This window comes from Paenibacillus sp. FSL E2-0177, assembly GCF_037992975.1.
Lineage (GTDB): Bacteria > Bacillota > Bacilli > Paenibacillales > Paenibacillaceae > Paenibacillus_AQ > Paenibacillus_AQ odorifer.
Map to the genome: position 1 here is coordinate 292037 of NZ_CP150307.1, position 26034 is coordinate 318070.

18 protein-coding genes are annotated in these 26034 nt (G+C 46.0%); 9 read left to right on the forward strand and 9 right to left on the reverse strand.

The window, feature by feature from the left end; genetic code table 11:
• Nucleotides 1-75 precede the first annotated feature (75 nt).
• Nucleotides 76-702: a uridine kinase gene (udk, locus tag MHI25_RS01320; RefSeq protein ID WP_036687251.1), complete on the reverse strand. Its 627-nt coding sequence runs from the start codon at nt 700-702 to the stop codon at nt 76-78.
• A gap of 157 nt (nt 703-859) precedes the next feature.
• Between udk and MHI25_RS01325 the strand changes: the two genes are divergently transcribed.
• A complete protein-coding gene (locus tag MHI25_RS01325; protein WP_340394831.1) occupies nt 860-1960 on the forward strand; it encodes a beta-eliminating lyase-related protein in 1101 nt (366 codons plus the stop codon).
• Here MHI25_RS01325 and MHI25_RS01330 read toward each other — a convergent pair.
• The 4 genes from MHI25_RS01330 to MHI25_RS01345 are packed head-to-tail and all read right to left on the reverse strand — an operon-like array spanning nt 1946 to nt 6986.
• Nucleotides 1946-3262, reverse strand: coding sequence for a glycosyltransferase family A protein (locus MHI25_RS01330; protein WP_340394832.1), 1317 nt, complete (start codon nt 3260-3262; stop codon nt 1946-1948). The genes MHI25_RS01325 and MHI25_RS01330 overlap by 15 nt on opposite strands.
• A gap of 19 nt (nt 3263-3281) precedes the next feature.
• Entirely contained in the window at nt 3282-4829 is a 1548-nt protein-coding gene (locus MHI25_RS01335; protein ID WP_076126979.1) for a sugar isomerase, read from the reverse strand.
• Nucleotides 4804-5931 carry a polysaccharide pyruvyl transferase family protein gene (locus tag MHI25_RS01340; RefSeq protein ID WP_248549178.1) on the reverse strand — a complete coding sequence of 376 codons (1128 nt, stop codon included), beginning with the start codon at nt 5929-5931 and terminating at the stop codon, nt 4804-4806. The genes MHI25_RS01335 and MHI25_RS01340 overlap by 26 nt, the downstream gene beginning before the upstream one ends.
• Nucleotides 5928-6986 carry a glycosyltransferase family A protein gene (locus MHI25_RS01345; protein WP_339281556.1) on the reverse strand — a complete coding sequence of 353 codons (1059 nt, stop codon included), beginning with the start codon at nt 6984-6986 and terminating at the stop codon, nt 5928-5930. The genes MHI25_RS01340 and MHI25_RS01345 overlap by 4 nt, the downstream gene beginning before the upstream one ends.
• A 220-nt stretch (nt 6987-7206) precedes the next feature.
• On the opposite strand from MHI25_RS01345, the gene MHI25_RS01350 reads away from it, so the two are divergent.
• The 4 genes from MHI25_RS01350 to MHI25_RS01365 all read left to right on the forward strand — a co-directional run bounded on the left by MHI25_RS01350 (nt 7207) and on the right by MHI25_RS01365 (nt 12645).
• Nucleotides 7207-8433, forward strand: coding sequence for a Zn-dependent hydrolase (locus MHI25_RS01350; RefSeq protein ID WP_248549176.1), 1227 nt, complete (start codon nt 7207-7209; stop codon nt 8431-8433).
• 281 nt (nt 8434-8714) lie between these two features.
• Nucleotides 8715-9848 (forward strand): alanine dehydrogenase, encoded by a 1134-nt coding sequence (ald, locus tag MHI25_RS01355; RefSeq protein WP_340395645.1) that lies wholly within the window; start codon nt 8715-8717, stop codon nt 9846-9848.
• 730 nt (nt 9849-10578) lie between these two features.
• Nucleotides 10579-11841 carry a helix-turn-helix domain-containing protein gene (locus tag MHI25_RS01360; protein WP_340394833.1) on the forward strand — a complete coding sequence of 421 codons (1263 nt, stop codon included), beginning with the start codon at nt 10579-10581 and terminating at the stop codon, nt 11839-11841.
• Between the two features lie 75 nt (nt 11842-11916).
• A complete protein-coding gene (locus tag MHI25_RS01365) occupies nt 11917-12645 on the forward strand; it encodes a hypothetical protein (RefSeq protein ID WP_076139027.1) in 729 nt (242 codons plus the stop codon).
• A gap of 156 nt (nt 12646-12801) precedes the next feature.
• Here the strand turns inward: MHI25_RS01365 and hflX are convergent, their stop codons facing one another.
• A complete protein-coding gene (hflX, locus tag MHI25_RS01370) occupies nt 12802-14067 on the reverse strand; it encodes a GTPase HflX (protein ID WP_076186202.1) in 1266 nt (421 codons plus the stop codon).
• Nucleotides 14068-14593: 526 nt separating this feature from the next.
• Between hflX and MHI25_RS01375 the strand changes: the two genes are divergently transcribed.
• Nucleotides 14594-15394 carry a hypothetical protein gene (locus MHI25_RS01375; protein WP_076303188.1) on the forward strand — a complete coding sequence of 267 codons (801 nt, stop codon included), beginning with the start codon at nt 14594-14596 and terminating at the stop codon, nt 15392-15394.
• A 50-nt stretch (nt 15395-15444) separates the two neighbouring features.
• On the opposite strand, the gene MHI25_RS01380 is transcribed toward MHI25_RS01375, so the two are convergent.
• Nucleotides 15445-18465, reverse strand: coding sequence for a DEAD/DEAH box helicase (locus MHI25_RS01380; RefSeq protein ID WP_340394834.1), 3021 nt, complete (start codon nt 18463-18465; stop codon nt 15445-15447).
• Nucleotides 18462-20108, reverse strand: coding sequence for an SWIM zinc finger family protein (locus MHI25_RS01385; protein ID WP_340394835.1), 1647 nt, complete (start codon nt 20106-20108; stop codon nt 18462-18464). The genes MHI25_RS01380 and MHI25_RS01385 overlap by 4 nt, the downstream gene beginning before the upstream one ends.
• A 409-nt stretch (nt 20109-20517) precedes the next feature.
• Here MHI25_RS01385 and MHI25_RS01390 point away from each other — a divergent pair, with 409 nt between their 5' ends.
• Both MHI25_RS01390 and MHI25_RS01395 read left to right on the forward strand, forming a co-directional pair.
• A complete protein-coding gene (locus MHI25_RS01390; protein WP_076186194.1) occupies nt 20518-20991 on the forward strand; it encodes an Hsp20/alpha crystallin family protein in 474 nt (157 codons plus the stop codon).
• A gap of 175 nt (nt 20992-21166) precedes the next feature.
• A complete protein-coding gene (locus tag MHI25_RS01395) occupies nt 21167-22165 on the forward strand; it encodes a DnaJ C-terminal domain-containing protein (protein ID WP_175618984.1) in 999 nt (332 codons plus the stop codon).
• Between the two features lie 111 nt (nt 22166-22276).
• On the opposite strand, the gene MHI25_RS01400 is transcribed toward MHI25_RS01395, so the two are convergent.
• A complete protein-coding gene (locus tag MHI25_RS01400) occupies nt 22277-22762 on the reverse strand; it encodes a hypothetical protein (RefSeq protein ID WP_139332122.1) in 486 nt (161 codons plus the stop codon).
• A 590-nt stretch (nt 22763-23352) separates the two neighbouring features.
• On the opposite strand from MHI25_RS01400, the gene clpB reads away from it, so the two are divergent.
• A complete protein-coding gene (gene clpB, locus MHI25_RS01405; protein WP_076127001.1) occupies nt 23353-26007 on the forward strand; it encodes an ATP-dependent chaperone ClpB in 2655 nt (884 codons plus the stop codon).
• Nucleotides 26008-26034: the final 27 nt, after the last annotated feature.

Here is a 26034-nt window from a genome sequence, read left to right on the forward strand (position 1 = left end):
TGGAGGGGTTCATACATACCCAAAAAGCCGCAGAGAGATTCTCTGCGGCTAGGCTAGAAGCGCTTAATTAAGACCTTAAGACGTCCAATCGTTATATAGATGCTTCTCCGTTAGGATGGACAACAACTGAATACCAACCTCATTATGGCCACCTTCAGGGATGATCAGGTCAGCGTATTTTTTGGATGGCTCGATAAACGCTTCATGCATGGGTTTAACTGTACTCAAATATTGATGATGGATCGACTGGATGCTCCGTCCACGTTCTTCAATATCTCTAAGGACCCGGCGGAGAATACGTACATCAGGATCGGCATCTACGAATACCTTGATGTCGAGCATTTCACGGAGATTCTCGTCAGAAAGGACGTGGAGTCCTTCAATGATTACAATATTGTTTGGCTTCAGTTCTACCGTCTCTGTAGTGGAGCGGGCATGGACTGTAAAGTCATACACTGGAGCGAATGCGGTCTGTTCTTCGCGTAGAGATTTAAGATGCTCAATGAGCAGCTCGTTATCGAAAGCGAAAGGATGATCGTAATTAATGGATTCACGTTCAGCAAAGCTGAGATGTGAGTGATCCTTATAGTAGTTATCTTGAGATATGAAAGTTACCTTTCCCGTTCCAAGACGGTCAATGACGGAGCGGGCTACGGTTGTTTTTCCCGAGCCGGTGCCGCCGGCGATACCAATAATGAGCATGTGATTCAATAACCCTCCCTAAGATTGCCGTTGCAATTCCAATATTGTAGCACAGCGCTCATGTTTTTTCACCTTAGATCGGGTAAAATTAAGATGGGATTTTTGGAAATTCGTCTATATTAGGGACAAGGCAAATCCGGAAGGGGTTATCCAACGAATGAACGGAAAAAAAACCGTACAAGAGGCTTTTAATGAAACGGCCTATCGAATCGCAGGGAATGGGAATAGAGATGTGCAAGTGTTGAAGGAAGCCTTGGCAGCCGTAGAGAACAGTACGGCATCTGATATTTATGGAACGGGCGAAGTGATTGAAGATTTCCAGACGAAAATGGCGAATATCCTGGGCAAAGAAACCGCGGTTTTCTTTCCGAGCGGAACGATGGCGCAGCAAATCGCTTTAAGAATCTGGTGCGATGAAAAAGAGGTGAAAAAAGTAGCCTATCATCCCTTATGTCACTTGGAGATCCATGAGCAGGATGGCCTGAAGGAATTACATCATATTGAGCCTATCTTGCTTGCGGACAAGAACCGATTAATCACTTTGGAGGATGTGGCGAACCTAAAGGAGGAAATCGCTTGTCTATTGCTGGAATTACCTCAGCGCGAGATTGGTGGTCAGCTGCCAGAGTACACGGAGCTTGAAGCCATTTCTGCTCATTGCCGTGCACGCGGCATTAAATTGCATTTGGATGGGGCGAGATTATTTGAGATTCTTCCGTATTACGGGAAGTCAGCAGCTGAAATCTCTGCACTCTTTGATAGTGTGTATATATCCTTTTATAAAGGAATTGGAGGAATCGCCGGGGCAATTCTTGCAGGCAGCGAAGACTTTACGAAGCAATCAAAGATATGGAAACGGCGGCATGGTGGAGACTTAATCAGCTTATATCCGTACATCATTTCTTCTGATTATTATTTCCGGCAAAGAGAGGGCAAGATGCAGCAGTATTATGAAGGCGCGAAGGAGCTTGCTGCTTGGGTTAATCAATGTCACGACGTAACCACTCTGCCCGCTCAACCTGTCTCCAATATGTTTCACATGCATTTTCAAATGTCTAAGGAACAACTTGAACCGATTCTGTCAGCGGTGTATGAGGCGACAGGAATCGGTTTAAGCGCGGGAATAAGAGCTACCGGCGAACATACTTCTTATTGTGAGATCAGCATTGGAGACAAGTATGCCGACATCCCAAAAGAAAAGCTTAGAGAGTTTTTTCTGCTGCTCGATAAGCTAATGAGCGAATCATCTGCCGAGTAGCGTACGGAGTAAGGAGATTCGTAATAATTGTTTTTTAATAAGCTTCATGCGAAACTCATTTTTCAATTGATTGTAGATCAGCGGGCAATGGTTAAGCGCCCAATGGTACATGAATTTAAAGTCTGTAGCGTCTTTTGCAGAATTTAATAAATAGTATGAGATCGTATCGTAAGCATTATGGTTGAACCATTCCGTCATTTCCTGTGCGTTATATCCATATTTCTGCACGGCCATATTCTTAATGAGTTTTTTTTCTTCCAGATTCTCAATTAAGAATCCCTGGCTCAAATTAAAGGTGATATTGTTCCCGTGTATTCGGTACACGCCCGCAATCACATCAATGAAGCCCGCATCACCTATCAGCAGGGAACGCAAATAGATGGAAGCATCGTTGACCATATTCATATCTAGGATATCCATAGCCATTAAGGCCTCTCGTTTAAAGACAGTAGTTAAAGTAGAGGCGGGTTTTGGATATCCTTTTTTCTCGAAATTCATGAAATAATCGCGTTTCTTAATAATGCTGCTAAGCTGCAGATTGGAGATTTTTAGTTGTTTGGCTTTGGAATACTCCAGAAACACATTCGCAGCTACAAATGATATTTCGGGATGAAGGAGATGGAAGCGGACAGCTTTACTAAAATAATTCATGTCGATCAGATAATCATCATCATCGAGAAAAAGAACATATTCCCCATCACCATGTGCAGCGAAAGCTTTTCGGCGATTATTTCCAGGTCCGCTATTGGTAGCATTGCGCATGTAAATGACCCGTGGCTCCGCCCCAAAGTGTTGCTGCATTAACTCTTCCGTGCCATCTGTAGAACAATCATCAATCACTGTAATCTCTTTATTGGGATAGTCCTGCATTAAGATACTTTGGATCGCTTGGTATAGGAATGCTTTTCTATTATAAGTGGTGATAATGACACTGATCTTGGGAGAATCGGATAAGGATTGGACTGCTGGGTAGGAAATTTCCGTATCCGAAATACGGCTTTCGATTTTAACCAACCCCTGAATTAAACCATCGATATCGCTGGCAACAATACTGAATTGTTCAGACAGGTAGAATTTCAAGGTATCCTCTGAAGCCCTCCCAGTCAGATAGGCATGAATAACCTCAGATAAGGTTTCCAGATAAGTTTTGATTTGTACATTTTGTTCTTGATCTATGATCTGGCGGCATCTTTGCAATAGTTCTGTATCCTCTATTTGGATGGCGGGTGAATGGTTTATTTCATCATTTAGGTCATTTAGAAAGACGTAACAGGCTTGCTGCAAAACCTCGCTATGATCCATTTCCAGTCCTCCTGTTGTGTTATTTGGATAAACCACTTACCTCAGGCTGAGCGTTAATTTTATTTTTGAGTTTGTATCGATACTTTTTGAGATGTTCCCATGTATAGAGGAAGACTTCCCGTTCCATTAAAGAGCCGATTACAAAATATACAGGCAAGATCACTAGTCCTAGAAGTACACCCCAGATCATAAGCCCCAGATAGGAATGGATCGGGATGTCGATGGCAGTCGTGATGAGAATAATGCCTACAAAAACTACTGCATTCGTAAGCCATCTTCTAAAAGTGACCCATGGACTGCGGTCCAGCAAATGTTTGCTGGCATAAATCACAATATCTATGGAGCGGTATAGGAGGGCAACTATCGTTCCCATCAGTACACCGTAAATTCCCATGAAGATTACGAAGACCACAGAAGCCACCAGATTTATGGCGGATTCCAGAATGGAACGGTTTTGTGTTTTTTTGAAATGTCCAGCGATGGTAATCACATTATTGGAAGACGTTCTGGCATTGGTTAATAGTTTGATGACTACGAACAAGACCGGCAGCCACATATCAATGTAATTCACGTCGTTTACCCCAGCGGTATACAATTTCATAAAGGGTAAAATCAAAATATAAGCCACCGTTAGAATCGAGAAGATAAGCCCCATAAAATACACTTCGTAAGCATCATAAAATTTAATAAATGCTTCTTTACTCTCATGGTAGCTTTGCCCGAGGGCAGCCTTCACACTTCCGTTTATGGTCTGGACGATATTATCCACGATCGTAAAAATCATATTGTACATAACATAGATACTGACGATTTTTAGATTCGTAAAGATGGTTAATATAAGTACGTCCGTATTTCTAAACACCAAATAGGAGATTTCATGGACTAATACGGAATTCTTTTGACCAATGGCTTCATAGTCTGGTTTGAGATTCAGGTTGATCCACTTGTAATTCTTATTCATATAAATATAGAAAGCGATGATTTGAAGTAAAGTTAAGATAAAATAGGAAGCTTGAACCGCAATAATGTCCACACCTTGCAGTAATAACAGAATCCGGATCAGGCTGTTCATAATATTAGCTACAGTAACAATAGAAGTCTCTACATAGCTTTTTCCCTCCGCAGCGAGCAGGACCTTGAATTTCCCCTGAAAATAATAATTGATTGCTCCGCCCATCCCCGTAAGCAAAATAATGACCATAATCGATAATTTATCGATCTCAGATGAGATCACTAGCGGGTACACGATGGCGAGTAGCAGTACGGCAAAGAAATAGTAAATACCTGTTTTTTTATAATAGCTGGAGGTGGCAGCCAGAATAGAGTTGATATTGTTTTTATTATCCGAAGCTACCGGCTTGTAAAGTGCTTGGATCGAGGCCGCCCCAACACCTGCTTCCAGCAGCGCCAAATAACTAATAATCTGCACAATCGAAGCGATCAGCCCATTGGCCTCAGAGCCATAGTTGACCATTATCAGTCTGGGTATAAAAAAACCGAGGATGATCGTGATGAGTTGACTTCCCAGTCCAAAGGATAAGTTAAGAATGCTCCGCTTGGCTTTCATAACGAATCCCCCTTTCGTAAAGCGGTAAATACGTATCTAGATGCTCGAAATGTCTTTCGGCTTGTTTTGCTTGCAGTGTGACATCCATAGAGCAGGTGATCATACTTTCAAAAATCTGTTCAGGCTGGACCTGTTCCAGCGTGTTGAAATCGGCATACAGACCTGTGAATCCAACATCTTCCATTACATTGACCATTTTTTTGCTGTAGGCTACAGGGAATACCGGTTTATTAAATACCCAGCCCAGAATCATTGCATGGAATCTTGAAGCCACAATAGAACTGGCATTAGCTAACACGGACAACACTTCTTCCATGTTCGTTTTATATAAATGCACTTGAATAGCATCCTTGTAGGAGGGACCGATAAGGCGCTGAATCTCTTCAATCGCCAGTTGATCGCCTTCGTGTTCGCAAAATGACATGAAATGAACCGCGTAACCTTTTTCAATGAAATAAATTGCGAGTTCTTTCATTTTTTCATAATAGAGGTTGTCAAAACCGTTCAGACCTTTCGCAGAAGGTTTAATAACGGATAAGACGATGTAATCCTCCGGTTCGTTTGGAATATCTGGCGGGTCTAGCTGGAAAATAATATCTGGGGCTAAGCGGACATTATCCAGATCCTTAAATAAATCATAAGAGTACTGTTCTCTGAAACATATATCTGTATAATCCTTGAAAATCCGCTTGTGCTCATCATAGTATTCTTGATTTGTAAAAGGGCCAAAATTAGATCCTAACAGATAGTAAGGCTTATTTTGATTACGAATGACTTCTGCATTCTTGAAATGCTCTGCCCAGTGGTCTGCTTCCATGAAAATTGAGCCGCCGATATGAACGACGCCATCTGAGTGATCTGCCAGATATTTGTGAGCCACATTATGTATCTTTAGCTTCCTGCAAATATAGCCAATGCCTCTTAGAAGAAGGGAATCGGAAGGATACACTTTGAGGTTAGGGAGCTCTTTGAAACATTGTTTATAGAGGCGTGGTGCGCAAATTCTGAATTTGGTATCCGGATATCTTTCGCACAGCACCTTAATGAATAGATCATCGCCCAGATTAAATTCGGTATAGGCGTATATCAGCATCTTTTTCATATTCTAGATTCCTTTCGGGTTCCGTTCCCTTTAAGTAGGTTGCGCTTGAACCGGGATAAGCCTCTCTCCACAGAGATGAATCTGTGATATAGAAGCGGGGAGATTAAAAATGTTCTGATATAAAGGGTTAATCTGCGATTATCTCCTCTATAACGTCTTATGAGTTCATCCATTTCTTGATTGAGCTTGGGATAGGTATGGTTGATGTCACGAAGTAATTCCTGAATGCTTACCCCTTCCGTACCATTTAGACAGGTTTTGAGGTTGAAAAAGTAGTTCTCGATCAGCTCCCGGTTCATTAACAAAGGTGAGATCGTATCTAGTTCAGCAAAGGGATAGGTTTTAAAATATTCATCCACCCTTTTGAAAGCATCCACTACATCGAATTTATTCACGTTATAGCTGTTGGAGATGGAGGAGTTTCTCTGTAAATAAAAGGATAGTATATCCGGGATTGAGATGACTCTGGCTGCTCTGGACAAGGCTTTGTAGATGAACTCTTGATCCTCTCCATTCACACAGCGTTCTGTATAACCTAGCCCGTGGAGAAGTAAGAATTCTCGCTTATAAGCGATACTCCCTGTCCATATTCGCAAGCTTTTGTTCACGAAAATCCGCGCCAGTGCTTGACTTCCCGTCACGTCGCTGAAATCAGAGGTACAGCTCAATAGAGTTTCTCTGCCTTCGGAGACATGATTATAACCCCAGCAAATAATCTCGGGTTGTTCATCTTGAGTATATGACTGAAGGGTTGAGACCAAGTCTGCGGAGACATAATCATCTCCATCTACAAAAAGAACATAGTTACCTGTGGCTTCAGCTAACCCCCTATTTCTAGCCGCGCTTACTCCATGATTCTCCGTTCGAATGACTTTACAGAAAAGGGCGGGATTACGCGAAAGAATCTTTTCTATAACGTTGTAAGTGTTATCCGTAGAACCATCATCTACGATGATGACTTCGAAATGCGGATCGCTTTGATCAAGCAGTGAATTAAACATAGGGGTTATATACTGCTCTATATTGTATACCGGGATCACAAGGCTTAGATTCATGGGCTCGCTCCTTTCCTGTGTAGAACTGGATGATAAGCTATCTTAAGCTTACCCCTCGTATGAAAAGATTGTATATACTACTTTAGTTTACTTATTGCTGGCTCTACTCGTTGTAGCATCATGTGAATAATAATTATTACAATATGTAAAATGAAAATATTATGGTTTGGTTTAACATAGATAGAAAGCCAACAAAACGTTCGAAGCGGAGGGATCTGGGATGCAGCTGCAAAAAATATTCGTGAACGGTGAGAGACTGAAGAATACAATCGAGGCATTTGCCGATTATGGGCGTACAGATAAAAATGGCGTGACCCGATTATCGCTGACGGAAGAGGATCTTAAAGTTCGGGATTATTTTCGTGCCTGTTGTGAAGAGCTCGGAATGTCTGTGAAGATGGATGATATGGGGACGATGTATGCCACACTGGCAGGCGAAACTTCCGGGCCTCCGATTGTGATTGGCTCGCATATGGATACTGTGAAAAAAGGGGGCAGATTCGATGGCGTTCTAGGGGTTATCGCGGGTCTAGAGGTGGTGCGGACGCTTGTAGATTACGGGATTAAGCCGAAGTTTCCGGTGACGATTATGAATTTTACGAATGAAGAGGGGGCACGTTTTGAGCCATCGATGATGGCCTCTGGTGTGTTGTCCGGAAAGTTTGATAAAAGTGTCATGTTGAACAAAAAAGATCCAGCAGGCATCACCTTTGGTGAAGCGCTGGAGAAGAGTGGATATAAGGGAGAAATGAGCAATCGTATCACCGAAGCCACCGCTTATTTGGAGCTTCATATCGAGCAAGGGCCTGTTCTTGAAAAAGAGGAGCTGACGATTGGGCTGGTTGACTGTGTAGTTGGTATGGCCTGTTACGAGATTGAGGTGACGGGAGAATCCGATCATGCGGGCACAACCCCTATGGCGATGCGCAAAGATGCTTTGTTTGCTGCCACAGATCTGATTATTGAGCTGCGGAGCAAGCTGGGGGCGCTCGATTCCGAGCTTGTGTATACCATGGGCAGAATGAATGTGCTTCCTAATATCCATACCGTCATTCCCAATAAAGTGATTTTCACCATTGAAGCCAGACATAAAGAGATGGAGATTGTGCGTGAAGTGGAAGCCATTATCAACGGTTTGCCAGAGCAACTGCTGGATTGTGAAGTAAGCAAGACTAAGCTTTGGGGCCGAGATACGGTGTGGTTTGATCAGAATGTGTGTGATTTGGTGGAGCAAGCGGCTCAAACCTTGGGTTATTCCAGTCGAAAGATCGCAAGTGGTGCAGGGCATGACGCACAATTCGTAGCCAGCTTTCTGCCATCCGCAATGGTGTTCGTGCCTAGCGTGAAGGGTAAAAGCCATTGTGAAGAGGAACTAACCTCCTATGAAGACTGCGAAAAAGGGGTAAATGTGGTGTTAGAAACAGTGATGTTGTTATTATCAAGATAGTTAATGTCACTTAATATAACATCATGCGATATGGTAGTCGCTTTAATTTCATACAAAATCGTCAAAAAGGCACTCTATAGGGTGTCTTTTTTTATGAGATAATATAGATGGTTGTGTTGAGTACCAAAATGGTTAAAGATTAATGGGCAGTTAAGTCTGATCCTTTGTGTAAAAACACAATCATGGTAGATAATATTTTAATTTTTTAACAAAATGGGAATGCTAATCATATGTTATCATTCTTTACATAAGGGATCTACATTAGATGGGAGAGATGAATGATGATTATCGGAGTACCTAAAGAAATTAAAAACAATGAAAATCGTGTTGCCATAACCCCTGCGGGTCTAGTTAGTTTAATTACTGAAGGTCATCAAGTGCTCGTAGAAGCTGGAGCCGGTGTGGGCAGTGGATTTCCTAACGAAGAGTATGTCTCTGCCGGAGCACAACTGATTGAGGATGCAGCAAAAGTCTGGAGCTCCGCTGAAATGGTGATGAAGGTAAAAGAACCATTGGCAACTGAGTACCCCTATTTCCGTCCAGGCCTTATTCTATTTACGTATCTTCATCTTGCACCAGAGCCTGCCTTGGCTGCTGCGCTTAAAGACAAAGGCGTCTTTGCGATCGGATATGAGACGGTTGTTCATGGACGCACCTTGCCGCTGTTAACACCGATGAGTGAAGTAGCTGGCCGGATGTCCGTCCAATTGGGAGCGCAGTTCCTGCAAAAGAACTACGGCGGACAAGGTATTCTTCTTTCCGGTGTTCCTGGCGTTAGCCGAGGTAAAGTGAGTATTATTGGCGGCGGTGTAGTAGGTACTAATGCAGCTAAGATGGCTATTGGTTTAGGCGCAGATGTTACGATAGTTGACCTCAGTGCGGAGAGACTACGTCAATTAGACGATATTTTTGGAGCACAAATCAATACGTTGATCTCTAACCCTTATAATATTGCCAAAGCAGTGGCTGAAGCGGATCTGCTGGTAGGTGCCGTGTTAATTCCGGGTGCCAAAGCACCGAAACTGGTTACTGAAGAAATGGTCAAGACTATGAAGCCGGGATCAGTGATCGTTGACGTGGCCATTGACCAAGGTGGCATTGTAGAAACCATCGACAGAGTGACGACACATGATAATCCGGTGTTTGTGAAACACGGCGTGCTGCATTATTCCGTGGCTAATATGCCGGGTGCTGTCCCTAAGACCTCAACTATTGCCTTAACAAATGTTACAGTTCCATATGCCCTGCAAATTGCCAATAAAGGTGTGTTCAAGGCGATTCAGGATAATGACGGCCTAAGAAGCGGCGTGAATGTAGCTAATGGCAGAATCACCTGCCAAGCTGTTGCCGAAGCGTTGGGTGAGACACCTTATTCGGTTGAGCAAGCCATGGAGCAGACATTCACATTGATCTAAAATAGACACGTTCCATAATGGAATGAGCCAAACAGCAAGCTCTCTGCGGGGAGCTTGCTGTTTGGCGTTTCTTGCGATGGAGACCGGGTGGAAGTTGGTCAGTACGATGTTAAAGTAAATAGATTGTGTTTCAGAGTAATTAGATACAGTAGTTGTTTGCTCGTGCGGTGTGATGGTGGATAGATTACGTAGTGAAGTTGGATGGATCGGGTGGAAGCTTTGATGGAGAGATGTTTTAGGGAAATTCTCCCTAAAAAAACGCAAAAATAGCTTTAAAATGCTGTTATTAGGGAATTCCTCCCTAAAATACGAGGAATACACCTGTTTATACGCAAAACAGAAGAAAATCAGGGAGTATATCCCCAATTATGATCGTGTGATGCTTAAAGTGCAGAATATTAGGGAGGATTTCCCTAATTATGATCATGTGATGATTAGAACACAGAATTTCCGGGGGATGTTCCCTAAAAACCACTTATAACATTTGGTAATCACCAACAACTATTAAACCTTCCCAAATACCCCGACAAAACTCCCCACAAAACTCCCCACAAAACTCTCAACAAAACCCCCACCAAACATCCCCGTCCCAAACACCTTCCTCACCTAGCCGATCTCGTCCCTCACCTACACCAGCTATTTATCTTATAGTCAGCTAGGGGGATGCATACTATAATGAAATCACTCTAGAGTACAGGATTTGGTTATTCTTCAGGTGGGAGTGAAGCTAGTGGCAGATAAGGATCCATTATTTGATCGTTTCTTCGACAGTATGGAATCATTGGCGGATACGATAAGTGAATCGCTACAGTCTCAAGTTACCATCGAGGACAGCAATCATCATGTGATTGGCTACAGCTCGCATGAATTTGAGAGTGACTCCGCGCGGATTTCAACGATTATCGGGAAGCGTGTACCTAACGCTGTGATTATTGGCTTGCGCAAAAAAGGGATTATGCAGCAGCTGGAGAGCGCGGCACATCCCATTCGAATTCCTGCAGTGCTGGAGGTGGGACTTGGTCCCCGGCTGGCCATTTGTATCAAACATCAGAAGGAAATTCTCGGGTACATTTGGGTAGTAGATACAGGCAACCTGGTAGAAGGGCATGCCGAAAATATCGTTGAGAAGGCGGCAGGTATCGTAGGCCGTTATTTACTTAAGCAGCGAGGCTGGAAAACGAAGCAGGACAAAACGCATGAGGACTTTTTCTGGAAGCTGATTACCTCCCACTACGACAACGAAGCAAATATTAAAAAGGATGCGGAATTTTGGTCCATTCTTTTGCCGGAAAAATATTATATTAGCGTGTTTGAAAGTGACAAGGTAATCGATGATCATTTAATACTCCGGTTTCGGCAGGTTATGGCATCTTATTCCGGACTGCAATTACTATTTCTGACGGCTGAGCATAATCGGCTGATTATTTTGTTTTCCTTCAGCTTTGTGATCGAGGGGGCGGGTGGATTATCTTCATTCCTGCATAAAACAATGGAGGATATGTATAAGAGTGAAGGCTGCACACTGGCTGCTGGCTGTAGTCTCGATTACACTGAATATATGTCCGCGGCTATTGCCTATTGGGAAGCGGTGTCTATTGTGGAGATCAAAAAGCTGCTGCCTTTTCATGGGCGGGAGCTGCTATTGTACGAGGAGATTGGATTTTGGGCATATATACCGGCTATTATGGAGCAAAAGCGCAGTCGAATTCGTAAAAGCCCGTTGCTATATCCGCTAAAAGAACATGATCGCGAGCATAAAAGTGATTTTCTCAAAACCATCGCTGTCTATTTATCATTAAGCGGCAATTTAAAGGAATCCGCGGCTTTTTTACATATACACACTAATACATTGCTTTATAGATTAAACCGAATTGCAGAGATTACGGGCAAAAGCTTGAAGGATACGGGTTATCGCACTTCTATTTTCCTGGATATTTTGACGGAAGAGACACGGCAGCTTAACCAGTGGTTCGTGGATGCCAGGGAATCATGAGAATTAAGCACCAACCCGGTGACGAACACGTACAATAACCTATATTTAGAACCTATAACATTGGAGGGACTAAGCATGGTGAAGGAAGTTCGTTCACCCGATGCCCTTGACTTTGAGCGCAAAATGAGAGAAAGCATCGTGGAATCGGCTGAAGCTTTAAATGAAAGTGGAGTGGATTTTGCAACATTTGATGATTCCCGCTGCAATCCGCAGTTTTGGACACGTACAGAGATTGGTGGACTTCAGCTGAACACTGGCGTAGAGCCCACAGTGGGAATTAAAGATATTTTTCGGAATGGTCATTTATATGCCTTTGAATGCGCGACAGCCATGGTCATTGTTATGTATCGGGCGACGATTGAAGCTATAGGTGAGGAAGCGTTTAATCAGTATTTCAAGGATTTGTTCTTATGGGACTGGAATTACGATGAGAATCTACGCTTAATTACAAACTACAACAAGGAACTAACGCAGCGGGGAGACGTTGTATATTTCAAGAATCCCGATCATGCTCCGAGCAAGCCAGAATGGCAGGGCGAGAATGCAATTAAACTCGAAAATGATCTGTTCTACGGCCATGGCATAGGGATTACTACTGGAGAGATCATCATAGACTCTCTGAATCAGGAAAGAGTATATGGGAGTGATATCTCGGCCTATTTAACGGATGAATCGGTGCATCCAGACTTTAATTACTTACAGCGGTTATCTGCAGGAACGGTTTTACCGGCAGCCAACAATAGAAGCTTCCGATACACTGTATGTTCAAGAATAGGGTCTAGAAACTATATTTATAAGATCTAGCGTCTGCCTATTTTATACTTACTGAGCAATGCAAAGAGAGGGCTCTTTTGTATTGTTCATTTTTTTATTCACAAAAGAAAGGGATAGAGCTTCAGATAACTCTGAAAACTCTATCCCTCTTTTTTAATTAAGGATTACCACGTCGTTTCTAATTTGTTATAGCTCAATAAAATCGTTGCGGAATTTCTCAAAATCAGATTTTCTGCATTCCAGCTCAAGGCGTGTGCCTGTTTCTTCATAGCTAGTAGATTGAACATGGGCGTGTTCATTGAAATAAGAGACTACATTACCCCGATCAAATGGAACCAGAATCTCACACTGCACATAGTCCGTAAAAACATGGCTGCGGATCAGAGCGGTAAGTTCAGCCATTCCACTATTTTTCTTGGCGGAAAGGTAGACATTGTCACCTTCAATTTGCGGGTAAGGCAAATCAGTCAGATCAGCTTTATTATAGGCATAGATCGTTGGAATCTGGTCAGCGCCGAGTGCTTTGAGCGTCTCATCTGTAACCGCCATATGCTGTTGATGCTGCGGATCGGAAATATCGACTACGTGAATCAATAAGTCCGCTTCGGTAACCTCTTCAAGAGTGGAGCGGAACGCTTTGACCAGATGATGGGGAAGCTGGCTGACGAATCCGACAGTATCTGTTAATAAAAAGGTTTTGTGATCAGGCAGCTCAATGCTGCGAACCGATGTCTCTAGTGTAGCGAACAGCATATCCTTGGCGAATACTTGTTTATGGGAACCCGGATGGTAAGTCTCTACCATGACATTCATTAAGCTGGATTTTCCGGTGTTCGTATAGCCTACCAGGCAGACGACGGGAACTTCATTTTTATGCCGTTGTTTCCGCTGGATTTGACGTCTTGCTACTTGTTGTTGCAGTTCAACCTGTAAAGCAGTAATCCGCTCTTCAATTCTTCTGCGGTCCAGCTCTAGCTTGGTTTCACCAGCACCTCTGTTTTTAAGTCCAGCTCCGCCACCTTGTCTGCCCAGCGACTCACGAAGACCTGTGAGGCGCGGCAGCATATATTGCAGCTTGGCTACTTCAACTTGCAGCTGGGCTTCCTTGGTCTTCGCTCTTTCCGCAAAAATATTCAAGATCAGAATGGTCCGGTCAATGACCTGACGATCCAGTGCGGACTCCAAATTGCGGATCTGTGAAGGTGACAGTTCGTCGTTAAAAATAACAATAGGAGCATCGTGTGCTTCTAAAAGTGCCGATAATTCCTCGATTTTACCTGTCCCGATATAATGGGAGGGGTTAATTCGACTTGCCTTTTGACTAAGCTCTCCTACGACTTCAAGGTCACAGGCAACTGCCAGATTGCTCAGCTCTTCCATCGAATAGGCGAAATTCGTTTCGTTCTGAAGCTGGACACCGACTATAATTGCTTTTTCTCGTATTTGTTCCATATATTTATTCATCCTCCAATAGTAAATAATAAACGCAAAAAAACACAGGCAATCTGCCTGTGCTTACGGTTCGTTAGAGGACGTCAGAGTTAGGGCCTTCCATAGGTAGAATGAATTAAACAACAGTCCAGTCGCAGGGAAGAGTCACTTTGATCCCTTGCGAGCAGCAGTTGGCTAATCGGCTTCTATGGATGTTCAATTCTTAAAGGAATGGAGGTGAAGAGAATCCTCCCTACACGCTGTTGTTAAATTATCGGGTTACCTTTAAAAATGGGTAGACCAATCCTGAGTCCTCTGCACATGGGCAGAGCTTTAGCGCTATTCAATTAGCCGCGCAAAGTTCTAACTCGGATAAAGTCTATCACACGTAACCCTCCGTTCATAAAAGTTAAGTCGAGTTTACCACATTCGTTATTTAGTGGCAAATCTCAATTTATGCTCTGGAACATCTCTTGTATTTTAATTATACCCAATAATTCTAAACAATGTTTACATATCATATATGAATTGATATATAGGAGGTGTGATGACATTGCCTGTTCTGTCCACAAACACCATTATTAATTTACCAGTCGACGGTACTCGGCCAATAGATCAAGTAGTGATCAAAGTTGTCAACAATGGATCGGCTGGCGCGTTTTGTTATATTACGGGCTTATCCAATAGTGTCAGTCCCCAGGCCATTTTTGTTGAAGAGTTATTTGAGCTGCAATATCAGGAGACCTTAAGCAAGACCTATGTCATGGTAGAGGATTTATTCCAATTTAATTTTGTATATTCACAGGAGCAGATGAAGATTCAGGTTTTCCTTGTTGATGCGGAAGGTGTATGGACGGCCGTTGATCTTGAAGTGTTTCAAGTGAGCCGAATAACCTCGGAAATACGTGATAACGTGACCGTTACATCGACTGACTTCGCAGCGATCAGCTTTATGAGACGTCCTGGCTTTGCTATTCCACAAGGTCTTGCGGCTGAGATTCGACCGGCAGCTTTAGATGTTATGTCCAAAAGACCTGTGCGATATATGGTCGTTGCAGGCGGGACCCTTGATGGGGCCTTCGAGAATTATCCTACACCGACTACAAATATTCCTGTCACGGACACGGCGCTGCTAGTGAACTATACCTGCACTACGGTCACGGGTGGAAAAGTTATTATGCAAGGTACAGGATCAGGGATTTCTGGTGCGTATGCGAATCTGGCGGTCAATTTACTTAATGAGCGACTCTCATACGAGTTCCATGATGAACCTGTCACATTGGTGGTAAACTCCCTCTCGGGCGGGGACGATCTCGCAGTTACCTTTAAAATGTCCGAGCAATGGTAATTATTCTTGTGAAAAAGGAACATTCGCATTTACGCGAATGTTCCTTTTTGCTAGTCATTTAAGTCACGACGCAAGGTGAAGAGATCTTTCAGAGCCTCTGTGGACAGCTCGGTAATCCAGCCTTCCGAGCTGGAGATCACATTATCGCTGAGCTGCTGTTTATTCTCCAGCATCTCATCAATCCGTTCTTCGAGTGTGCCCAGGGCGATGAATTTATGCACCTGCACATCACGAGTCTGGCCCATGCGGTAAGCGCGGTCAGTTGCTTGATTCTCCACCGCTGGATTCCACCAGCGGTCGAAGTGGAATACGTGATTGGCTGCAGTTAAGTTCAGGCCAACTCCCCCAGCTTTGAGTGAAAGGATGAATACATTCGGCTGATCAGACGGCGATGTGTCTGGGCGTGTAGACCCATCTTCCGCCGAAGGGGCTGGTGTCTGAAACCGCTCGATCATGCGGTCGCGCGCCTGTTTGGAGGTACTTCCGTTCAAATAAAGGACGGGTTCGCCCAGCTCCTGCTGGAGAACCGCCTGAAGCATTTTTCCCATACCCACATATTGAGTAAAAATCAGGCAGCGCTCGTCTTCCGCGCGCAGCTCCTTAACCATGTCCAGCAGTCTTTCGAGTTTGGAGGAGCGGTTAATAAGAAAGCTGGTATCCAGTTTATTGTCCGTATCAAGCTCAGGGATAGCTTCTTTTGTCACAAGCATCGGGTGATCGCATAGCTGCTTAAGCCCGGTCAGAGCTCCGAGAATTGCCCCTTTGCGCTCAATGCCTTCCAGCTTCTTCATCCGTTCCAACAGTCCGTTTACGGTTTGATCGTAAAGCGCCGCTTGTTCGGCTGTCAGATGAACATAGGTTTTCATTTCATTTTTATCAGGTAGATCGAGCTGTATATTAGGGTCTTTTTTCTTGCGGCGCAGCATGAAGGGTTTTACTAGATTTTGTAGGTCCGCTGTACGTTTCGCGTCGCGTTCCTTTTCAATAGCATTCGTGAATCGGTCATTAAAAGACTTGGCGCTGCCCAGATAACCTGGGGTTATAAAATCATAAATGGACCACAGCTCGGATAATCTGTTCTCTATCGGCGTCCCTGTTAAGGCGACCCGGTGTAGAGCTGGAAAACTACGTACAGCTGCGGATTGTTTGGTTTGGGCATTTTTGATATTTTGAGCTTCATCCAGGCAGATCGTCGCCCAAGTGAATTCCTTTAGCAGCTCTTGGTCAAGCGCAGCAGTCGCATAAGAGGTCAGTACCACATCGGCTTGCGAAGCTGCGCCATAGAAGAATCCTGCGTCCAGACGGCGGCTTCCGTAATGAAGCATAACATTCAACGAAGGCGCGAAGCGTTGCAGCTCCTTCTGCCAATTGCCTAACACAGAGGTCGGGCAGATGATCAATGAAGGCCAGCCTGGTGGGTCGGTCTGCCGCCGGGCTGAGCTTGCATCCGTGTTTTCTTGGATGTGTAGCAGATAGGCGATGAGCTGTACTGTTTTGCCTAGTCCCATATCATCGGCTAGACAGGCCCCCAGCCCAAAGCGGCGCAGAAAGGTCAGCCAAGCGAATCCTTCATGCTGATAGGTGCGCAGCTCCGCTTTAAGGCCTGCAGGTACGGGCGGCTTAGGCCATTCTGAGCGCTGGCCCAGCTGACCGATAAGGCTGATCAAATGCTCGTTCAGCTCTACCTCCAGACGCAGACGCGCGGCATCCTCTTGCAGCTGCTCTTCCGTAGCTTCAGCGTCTGCCTCTTCACCAGCTCCTAGCAAGTGGAGCTGAAGCACGTCTTGGAAGGACAAGCCTTGCGACTTGTCCATTCCCGCCATGGCTCTTTGGATTTGCGCCAGCAGAGCCGGATCGAGTGAGACCCATTTGCCCTTGAAGCGGACGAGCCGTTCCCCTCTTGCGACCAGCTCGGCAAATTCGGCTTCAGTGAGATCCGCATCGCCGATGGAGATTCGCCAATCGAAATCGATGATCGAATCGAGACCAAACAGCGACTCGCCACCGCTGCGTTTGTCTTCGCCGGAGCTGATCTTTGCGCGCAGGCGCGGCTTTTTCCGGCTGGCGGCTTCCCACCACGCCGGCAGCAGCACTTGCCAGCCAGCTTCCAGCAGCCGCTGGCTCTCGGCCGTCAAGAACCGCCAGGCGATGGCATCGCTCAGCGGTTCGGCCAGCACATCGCCGCCCGCCGCGAAGCGCTCGGGCGGCAGACTGCCGCGGAGGCGCTCCAGCCATCCCGCGGCCCGTTCATGCACGTGAGCCGACCACGCGGCCGGCCACAAGCCGTACGGCTCGCCGTTATCGGCGAGCCTGATGGGAACAAGCGCGGATTCATCGCGCTTGTCCTGAAGGATCAGCTGCAGCCGCCAATAGGATTCATCCTCATCGGGCTCCAGCAGCTGTAGAGCGGGCCGGAAAGGCGCGGTGTCCGCCTTCCAGCCAATGGCGATAAGCCACGCAGCGGTATCCATGCCCGCTGCAAGTGCTCCGCTTCTATCGAAGAGAAGCGGGAATTCGCTGCGGAGGTCGCCGGCCTCGGCCTCCGTGCTGTAATAGCGCTGCGATACGGCGGCAGAGAACGCCGCACGTAATCCACGGCTAAATTCGCTGCCGCCATTTAGCGCCTCAAGGGCTCCCTTAGCAGTGTCACTGTCCACTGCCACCTGCGCAAGAGCCCCCTCGTCCCAAGTCCATTGCAGCCTCCCGGCGCGGTAGACGGAGATGTCGGGAATATACTGTTTGTGCTCCAGACATATAGCCAGAAGTGGCGCCAGTTCTGTGAGGTGGGCGGCATCGCCCTCCCAGCTCCATTCGATATGCGCCAAAAGCTTCTGCTCGGCAAAGAAGGGGATGACCTGCTCAGCAGGAAGAATCACTAGCTCCACGCCTTCGCCAGCGGGCTGCACGGTTAACTCCGTACCATAAAAAGACGCCTCATGCCAGGCGAAAAGCCGCTGCTTAAGCTGCAAGCCCGGCACGAGATCTTCGCGCTCATTCATTCCAAATATTAAAGCATCGCCATACTGGCTTAATGCAAGCCGGATGGTTAGCGTGCGTAAATGCATGTTCATGGTATTAGCTTTCCTTTCCGAAGCTCCTCTTGCAGCGCACGGAGCCTGCTATGCCTAATGGCGAAGGCAGTGAGGAACTCTTCCCAGCGTTCTTCTTGTTTCAGCTTTTTATACAGCTTGGATAATCGTTTCAATAATTTCACAGCCGCTTTGTAGCTATGTCTGTTCTTATCCAGCACGAATCTTTCGGCGGCCTGATGGTAAAAGGGCAGCAGAACCTCAGGTGCATTCTTTTCCACCGGTTGGAGGTCTTTGACACGAAATTCGGAGGGCTGTTTACCGATGGACAGCTGATAATCCATCCAGGTCTGCCATTTCTCATAGGTGATTAGCTTCTCTTCATAGACTTCGCCAGAGATAGGTAACATGGTGGCTAGTGTGTCCCACATTTGCAGCTCAGCTTCAGGCAGGTGGCGAACAGCTTCTTCCCAACTGGTTGAATAGCTATTGAGATTATAGAGTCTGCTGCTCAGTAGTGGACCGATCTGAACAAGCCAACCCACCAACCGGGACCAATCCCCTGCATCCAGCAGCGGAGAGGTGAAGCTCATGAGCTCATCGGGATGGAGACCCGGGCGTTCGGCAGCCTTATTCAGTAAGTCCCAAGCCTTCTGGTCATCCATCAGATAGTAATACATGCGGCTCTGAGCTAACAGCCACGCATGTTGTGACAGGGAAGCGCCTAATTCACCTTCTGCTTGCTGCAGCTGTTCGATTTCATTCAGGTAAAGCTTAGTTCCACCTGTATTCGGATAAATCCAATTTCTCCACAGCAGATCATAGCTAAGAGAAAAAGAGGGTTGATCCCGTGAGCGATCCCGCGACTCCGTCAACATCTCGCACCGCAGATAAGATAAAGTATCGATGACGTATGGCCATAGATCCTGCTCTTGCTCGGGGGACAGCGGAAGTGTCTTTTTTAAAAGACCTGTGATTACTTCCTGTAGCTCTGAGACTGCTACCTGTGTGTAATAACCAAGAGAAGGGGCGTAAGCGGCCTGACCGACGGATTGCGTGGAAGGCTTAGCGAGCTTTTCCAACAGATAAAGATGAGCATGCAGAGTGAACAGCTTCTCCGTTTCCGGAAGCATTTTTGGTTTGAATTTATTAATTGCAGACAAGGCCCGACTCACATATTCAGGATTTCGGGTAGTATGGGCTAGAGGGGAGATACAGAATTCAAAATACTCCCGCCACTCCATTATTTTTCCGCTAGCGATGCGGTTGGCCATCTCTTTCATTTGCTGCTGACGAGTTGCATCGGCTCCAATAGAAGTACTTGTTGCTGTACTTGATATTTTAGGCAAAAAGGATGCAGCTTTAGCGTTAGCCAAAACCTGTACAGATCTATTTTGTTGTTCGGCATAATTCAACAGCACGGCAGCCATATGCTTGCAATGACCTGATACTGGACAATTACAATGACAATTGGTGAAGCCGTCGAGATCAATGGTGACGCGGTAATCCTCTCTACCTTCAACTAGAGCGTTAATCTTACGAGGCTCCGTCATGGTAAACGGCTGCACTCGATTTTGTTTATAATATTGGAACCCCCGCTTGAGGGTAAGATCATCGAAATAATAGGCGACATTTTGGATGAGCTTACTCCACTGCGTATCATCCATAGGATAGGTTGGTTGCATACAATTGGTCTCCTGTAATGAAAATGGTCTTTAGTTGTCTTTCATTATATCACTTCTGCTGGCTTCATCTTTAAATCGTTAAATTTTGATAGATCGTAAGAAAACTCTGTTTAAAAGCTGGCGTGAAGATGATTAGAAGCTAATGGCTTGTATTGAACGGAAGGTCTGAACATATAATAATCGTACTGCAAGTTGGATCATGATTATATAGGTGTCATTTACGAAAGATCAAACAAAGGTCAAAATTGGTCAAATAAATAAAAAGAACTAATTTCGTTGTGGAAAATCAGCTAATTCGCCTGAATTTGAGCGATAATCGGCTTAAATCGGTTTTGTTATTCCTCGGGTGGGGGACTATAATAAGGTCATAGGTCAAATAAAGTCAAAGTCAATGAGAGGAGAATGGATAATGTTTGATATGGTTCCTTTTGGTAAACGTAGAGATGATGCTTTTGGTGTGCTGGCTAAGTCCTTGAATGATGTTTTTAATGATGATTTTTTTGCACCGATTAAGAGCTCCACGATGTCCTTCAGAACAGATATTCGTGAGAGTGAGCAGGCTTACCTGATTGAAGCTGAACTTCCTGGTTTGAAAAAAGAAGAAATCGACATTGATTATGCCAGTCCTTATTTGACGATTAAAGCGGTACGTAAGGAAGAAAATGCCGAGGAGAACAAGGAACATCAGATTGTACGCAGAGAACGCCGATATGGTGAATATGTGCGCAGATTCTATGTTCAAGATATTGCCGAGGAAGAAATTCGCGCGTCTTTGAAAGATGGAGTGCTGAAGCTGGAAGTTCCCAAACGGCAAAAAATGCAAGGTAAACGCATCGAGATTCAAGACGGAGATTCTAATTCTACGGGTTCGCAGTCTGAATAAGCATAAATTAAGCGGAATGAACTTCCGCTCAGTCTTTTAGAGATGGCAGCGGGCTTTTAATATAGTGTTATGAATAGAAGGCGCATTGTAGTGGAGGATTCCGGCTATGGTGCGTCTTTTCTCGGAGTGCAATGGTGGTCAATATGAGAATAGGGATGGAAAGGAGGAAGCGCGAGTGGCTAGTAAAAGCTATTATGATGCTTTGGGTGTGAGCAAAAAAGCTACTAAACAGGAAATTAAAAAGGCTTATCAAAAGCTTGCCAAGAAGTGGCATCCCGATGTTAACAAAGCCCCTGAGGCAGAGGCGAAATTCAAAGAAGCAGCTGAAGCCTATGAAGTGCTTGGTAATGAGGATAAACGGAAACTCTATGATGAAGAGCTGCTTTATGGAGCTCAACGTGGCAGAGCTAGTGGAGGGGCGGCGAGTGGAGCCTCCTCTTGGGATTCAAACTTTGGTGGAAGTGGAAGCTGGAACGGTGGAACTTATTCAACAGGAGGTTCTGGTATTTCGGAGGAAGATTTATTCGGGATGTTTTTTGGGAATCGGGGCTCGGCGGATCGGGCTGGCTTTGATTTTTTCTCGGGAAGTGGAACGGGGCGTGCGAATGGCAATCCGTGGGGCGAGGCCCGTAGTACCATGCAGGCGCAGCTGGATATTACCTTGGAGCAGGCTTATAAAGGTGCCACTGTAAGAGTACAGGTCAGTGACAAAACGGTGGATGTGAACATTCCGCCTAGATCCTATGAGGGTACAATTATTAAAATCGCGGGAAACACTCCGGGTGGCGACGTGCTGCTGGCACTTCATATTCTTCCTCATGATATTTATGAGATTCGCGATGGCGACTTATATGGCATGGTTGAAATCGCTCCTTGGCAAGCGGTATTGGGTGGAGAAGTGAAGGTTCCATTACCGGGGGGCGGCGCCGTGAAATTGAAGATTCCAGCAGGAATTCAGAGCGGCAAAACGCTACGTATCCCCGGCAAGGGCTTAAAACGTGAGAATGGTGCGAACGGCGATATTTTATTTGGAATTGAGATTGTTATCCCTGAACCTATCAGCGAAGCGGAGAAAAATCTCTACCGAAAGCTGGCAGACTCCAGCCCTTTCGAAGCCAGAGCTAAACGTCAAAGCACTGGCACCCAGCGGCAGAAGGCGAAAGTGGGTAATTAATAGATAGGTAGAAGAGGTAGAGGTGAGGTGATTTCACTCGTTTGTGATCAACTCTGGTTGGTGAATAAGGTGATTTGAATGCTAGTTGCAGAACAGTAACTTATTTAGCCACTAACTATAAATGAACGTTTCGCTCAAACGGTGAAAGTCGGCACTATGGTGGGAAAAGAGTGCCAAAAGTGCTTTCGAAAGTGCCTTCGAGAGTGCCAAACTGGGATCGATGGTCGTAAAGAGAAGCAAAAGTGCCTTAGAAAGCGCTGAATGGGGCTCGTTGGGCGAAAAGAAAGGCAAAAACACCTTAGAAAGCGCCGAAATAGGCTCGATGTGCGAAAAAAGAAGCAAAAGTGCCTTAGAAAGCGCCGAATTGGGCACGATGGTCGAAAAGAGAAGCAAAAGTGCCTTAGAATGCGCTGAATGAGGCTCGATGTGCGAAAAGAGAAGCAAAAGTGCCTTAGAAAGCGCTGAAATAGGCTCGATGTGCGAAAAGAGAAGCAAAAGTGCCTTAGAAAGCGCCGAAATTGGCTCGATGTGCGAAAAAAGAAGCAAAAATGCCTTAGAAAGTGCCGGATGGAGATCGTTGGTCGAAAAGAGAAGCAAAAGTGTCTTCGAAAGTGCCGAATGGGGCTCGTAGGTCGAAAAGAACGGTAAAAATCCCGTAGAATGAGCGCAAACCAGCTAGTTACTCGAAAAGAGCGGCAAAAATCCCGTAGAATGAGCGCAAACCAACTAGTTACTCGAAAAGAACAGTATAAATCCCGCAGAATGAGTGCAAACCAACTAGTTACTCGAAAAGAACGGTAAAAATCCCGTAGAATGAGTGCAAGCCAACTAGTTACTCGAAAAGAACGGTAAAAATCCCGCAGAATGAGTGCAAACCAGCTAGTTACTCGAAAAGAGCGGCAAAAATCCCGTAGAATGAGCGCAAACCAACTAGTTACTCGAAAAGAACGGTATAAATCCCGTAGAATGAGTGCAAACCGACTAGTTACTCGAAAAGAACGGTAAAAATCCCGTAGAATGAGTGCAAACCAACTAGTTACTCGAAAAGAACGGTAAAAATCCCGCAGAATGAGCGCAAACCAGCCAGTTACTCGAAATAAGCGGGATAAATCCCACTAAATTAACCTATCCCCGGCCCAAAAGGCCGATTTAATATAATCACTCCTAAATAGAAAGGTGAGAGAGCTATGGATTTCAATAAATTAACTCAAAAGCTGCAGGAAGCAGTAGCTGCGGCGCAGTCGCTGGCATCAGACAGCGGTCATCAGGAGATCGATAATCTCCATCTGTTAAAAGCGTTGCTTCAGCAGCAAGAAGGATTGCTGCCAAGATTGCTGCAAAAGATGAATATCCCTGTGGCTGAGCTGATGCGCAGCACAGATGAACTGCTTCAACGCAAGCCGAGCATCAGCGGGTCAGGAGCAAGCACGGTAAGGCGTTACGCCTCGCAATCGCTGATTCATCTGCTGGAGCAGGCGGAGAAGGAAGCGGCGAAGATGCAGGATGAGTTTGTTTCTGTGGAGCATGCGGTGCTGGCCATGGTGTCAGATTCGAGCGGGGAGAATCGTGAGCTAAGGGATCTTTTTGTCCGCCGTGGGCTGACCCGTGAGAAGCTGATGTCGGTGCTTGCTGAGATTCGTGGACATCAGCGGGTAACCAGCCGGGAGCCAGAAGCTACTTATGAGGTGCTGGAGAAATACGGCCGTGATCTTGTAGCAGAGGTTCGCGCGGGCAAGATTGATCCAGTCATTGGTCGTGATGGCGAGATCCGCCGGGTAATCCGGATTTTGTCCCGTAAAACGAAAAATAACCCTGTGCTGATCGGTGAACCAGGTGTAGGGAAAACAGCCATTGTGGAAGGCTTGGCCCACCGGATCGTACGCAAAGACGTACCAGAGGGGCTGAAAGATAAGACGATTTTTTCACTGGATATGAGTTCACTTGTGGCAGGTGCGAAGTTCCGTGGTGAATTCGAAGAACGTCTGCAGGCGGTATTGAGGGAGGTTCGCGAAAGTAACGGCCGCATTATTCTTTTTATTGATGAGCTGCATACGATTGTGGGCGCAGGTAAAACCGAAGGCTCGATGGATGCGGGCAATATGCTGAAGCCGATGTTAGCCCGGGGTGAGCTGCACTGTATCGGTGCCACAACGCTCGATGAATATCGCAAATATATAGAGAAGGACCCTGCGCTGGAGCGCCGTTTCCAACAGGTGCTCGTGAGCGAACCCGATGTAGAGGATACGATCTCCATTTTGCGTGGTCTGAAGGAGCGGTTTGAAGTTCACCACGGGGTCAAAATCCATGACAGCGCACTGGTAGCCGCAGGGGTATTGTCCAATCGATATATTACGGATCGATTTTTACCGGATAAGGCGATTGACCTAGTGGACGAGGCTTGCGCCATGATCCGCACAGAGATAGACTCTATGCCGGGTGAGATGGATGAAGTGACCCGCCGCCTGATGCAGATGGAGATTGAAGAAGCAGCGCTAAAAAAAGAAACCGATGACGCCAGCAAACGCCGTCTCGAAATATTGCAGCGCGAGCTCGCTGACCTGAAGGAGAAACAGCTAGGAATGACGGCGCGCTGGGAGAAAGAGAAGTCGGCCATCCAAGGGATTCGCGACCTCAAAAAACGGCTGGAGCAAGCGCGCAAGGATCTGGTCGATGCACAGGAGGAATATGATCTTAATAAGTCAGCCGAACTGAGCTACGGCATTATTCCTGATCTGGAGCGTCAGCTGAAAACAGCGGAAGAAGCGGCACAGCAGGACCAGGATACAAGATTGCTACGTGAGGCTGTTACTGAAGAGGAAATCGCAGATATTGTCTCCCGCTGGACCGGCGTTCCAGTTAGCCGACTGGTAGAAGGTGAGCGGGATAAGCTGCTGCGTCTGGAGGATACGCTGCATGAACGGGTAGTGGGCCAAGACGAAGCAGTCAGCTTGGTGGCCGATGCAGTGCTTCGGGCAAGAGCAGGAATCAAAGATCCGAATCGCCCGATTGGTTCATTCCTGTTCCTTGGCCCGACGGGTGTAGGGAAGACTGAGCTGGCTAAGTCGCTTGCGGTATCTCTGTTTGACCGCGAAGATGGCATGATCCGTATAGATATGTCGGAGTATATGGAAAAGCATAGTGTCTCTCGTCTCGTCGGCGCACCTCCAGGATATGTTGGATATGAGGAAGGCGGGCAGCTCACGGAAGCTGTGCGGCGTCAGCCTTATACTGTAGTGCTGCTCGATGAAGTGGAGAAGGCGCATCCCGATGTGTTTAACATTCTGTTGCAGCTGCTTGATGATGGACGGCTGACTGATTCACAAGGCCGAATGGTTGACTTCAAGAATACAATCATCATTATGACTTCCAATATCGGTTCACCTTATCTGATTCAAGGCACCGATGAAAACGGTCAGCTCACGGAAGCTGCCAAGGATAGAGTGATGAAGGAACTGAGTGGTCATTTCCGTCCAGAGTTCCTGAACCGGGTGGATGACATTGTAATGTTCAAGCCGCTGACACTGGGTGAGATCGAGAAAATTGTGGACAAACTGGTGGATGGATTGCGTCTACGTCTGGCAGAACGGGAGATCGGGCTGGCATTAACTGAATCGGCGGTGCGTTTTATCGCTAAGGAAGGTTTTGATCCTGTGTATGGGGCAAGACCGTTGAAAAGATTTATCCAGCGCAGCTTGGAGACACGTGTGGCGCGTGCGATTATTGCTGGTGAAGCCGCAGAGGGATCAGTTATTCAGGTGGATGAATCCGGCAACGAGCTGACGGTAACCATTCTGAAGCCAGAAGTCGATGGACCACAGAGTTCTGAATTGAGTTCTGAATAAAAAAAGGCGTCCACAAAACCCTAACAG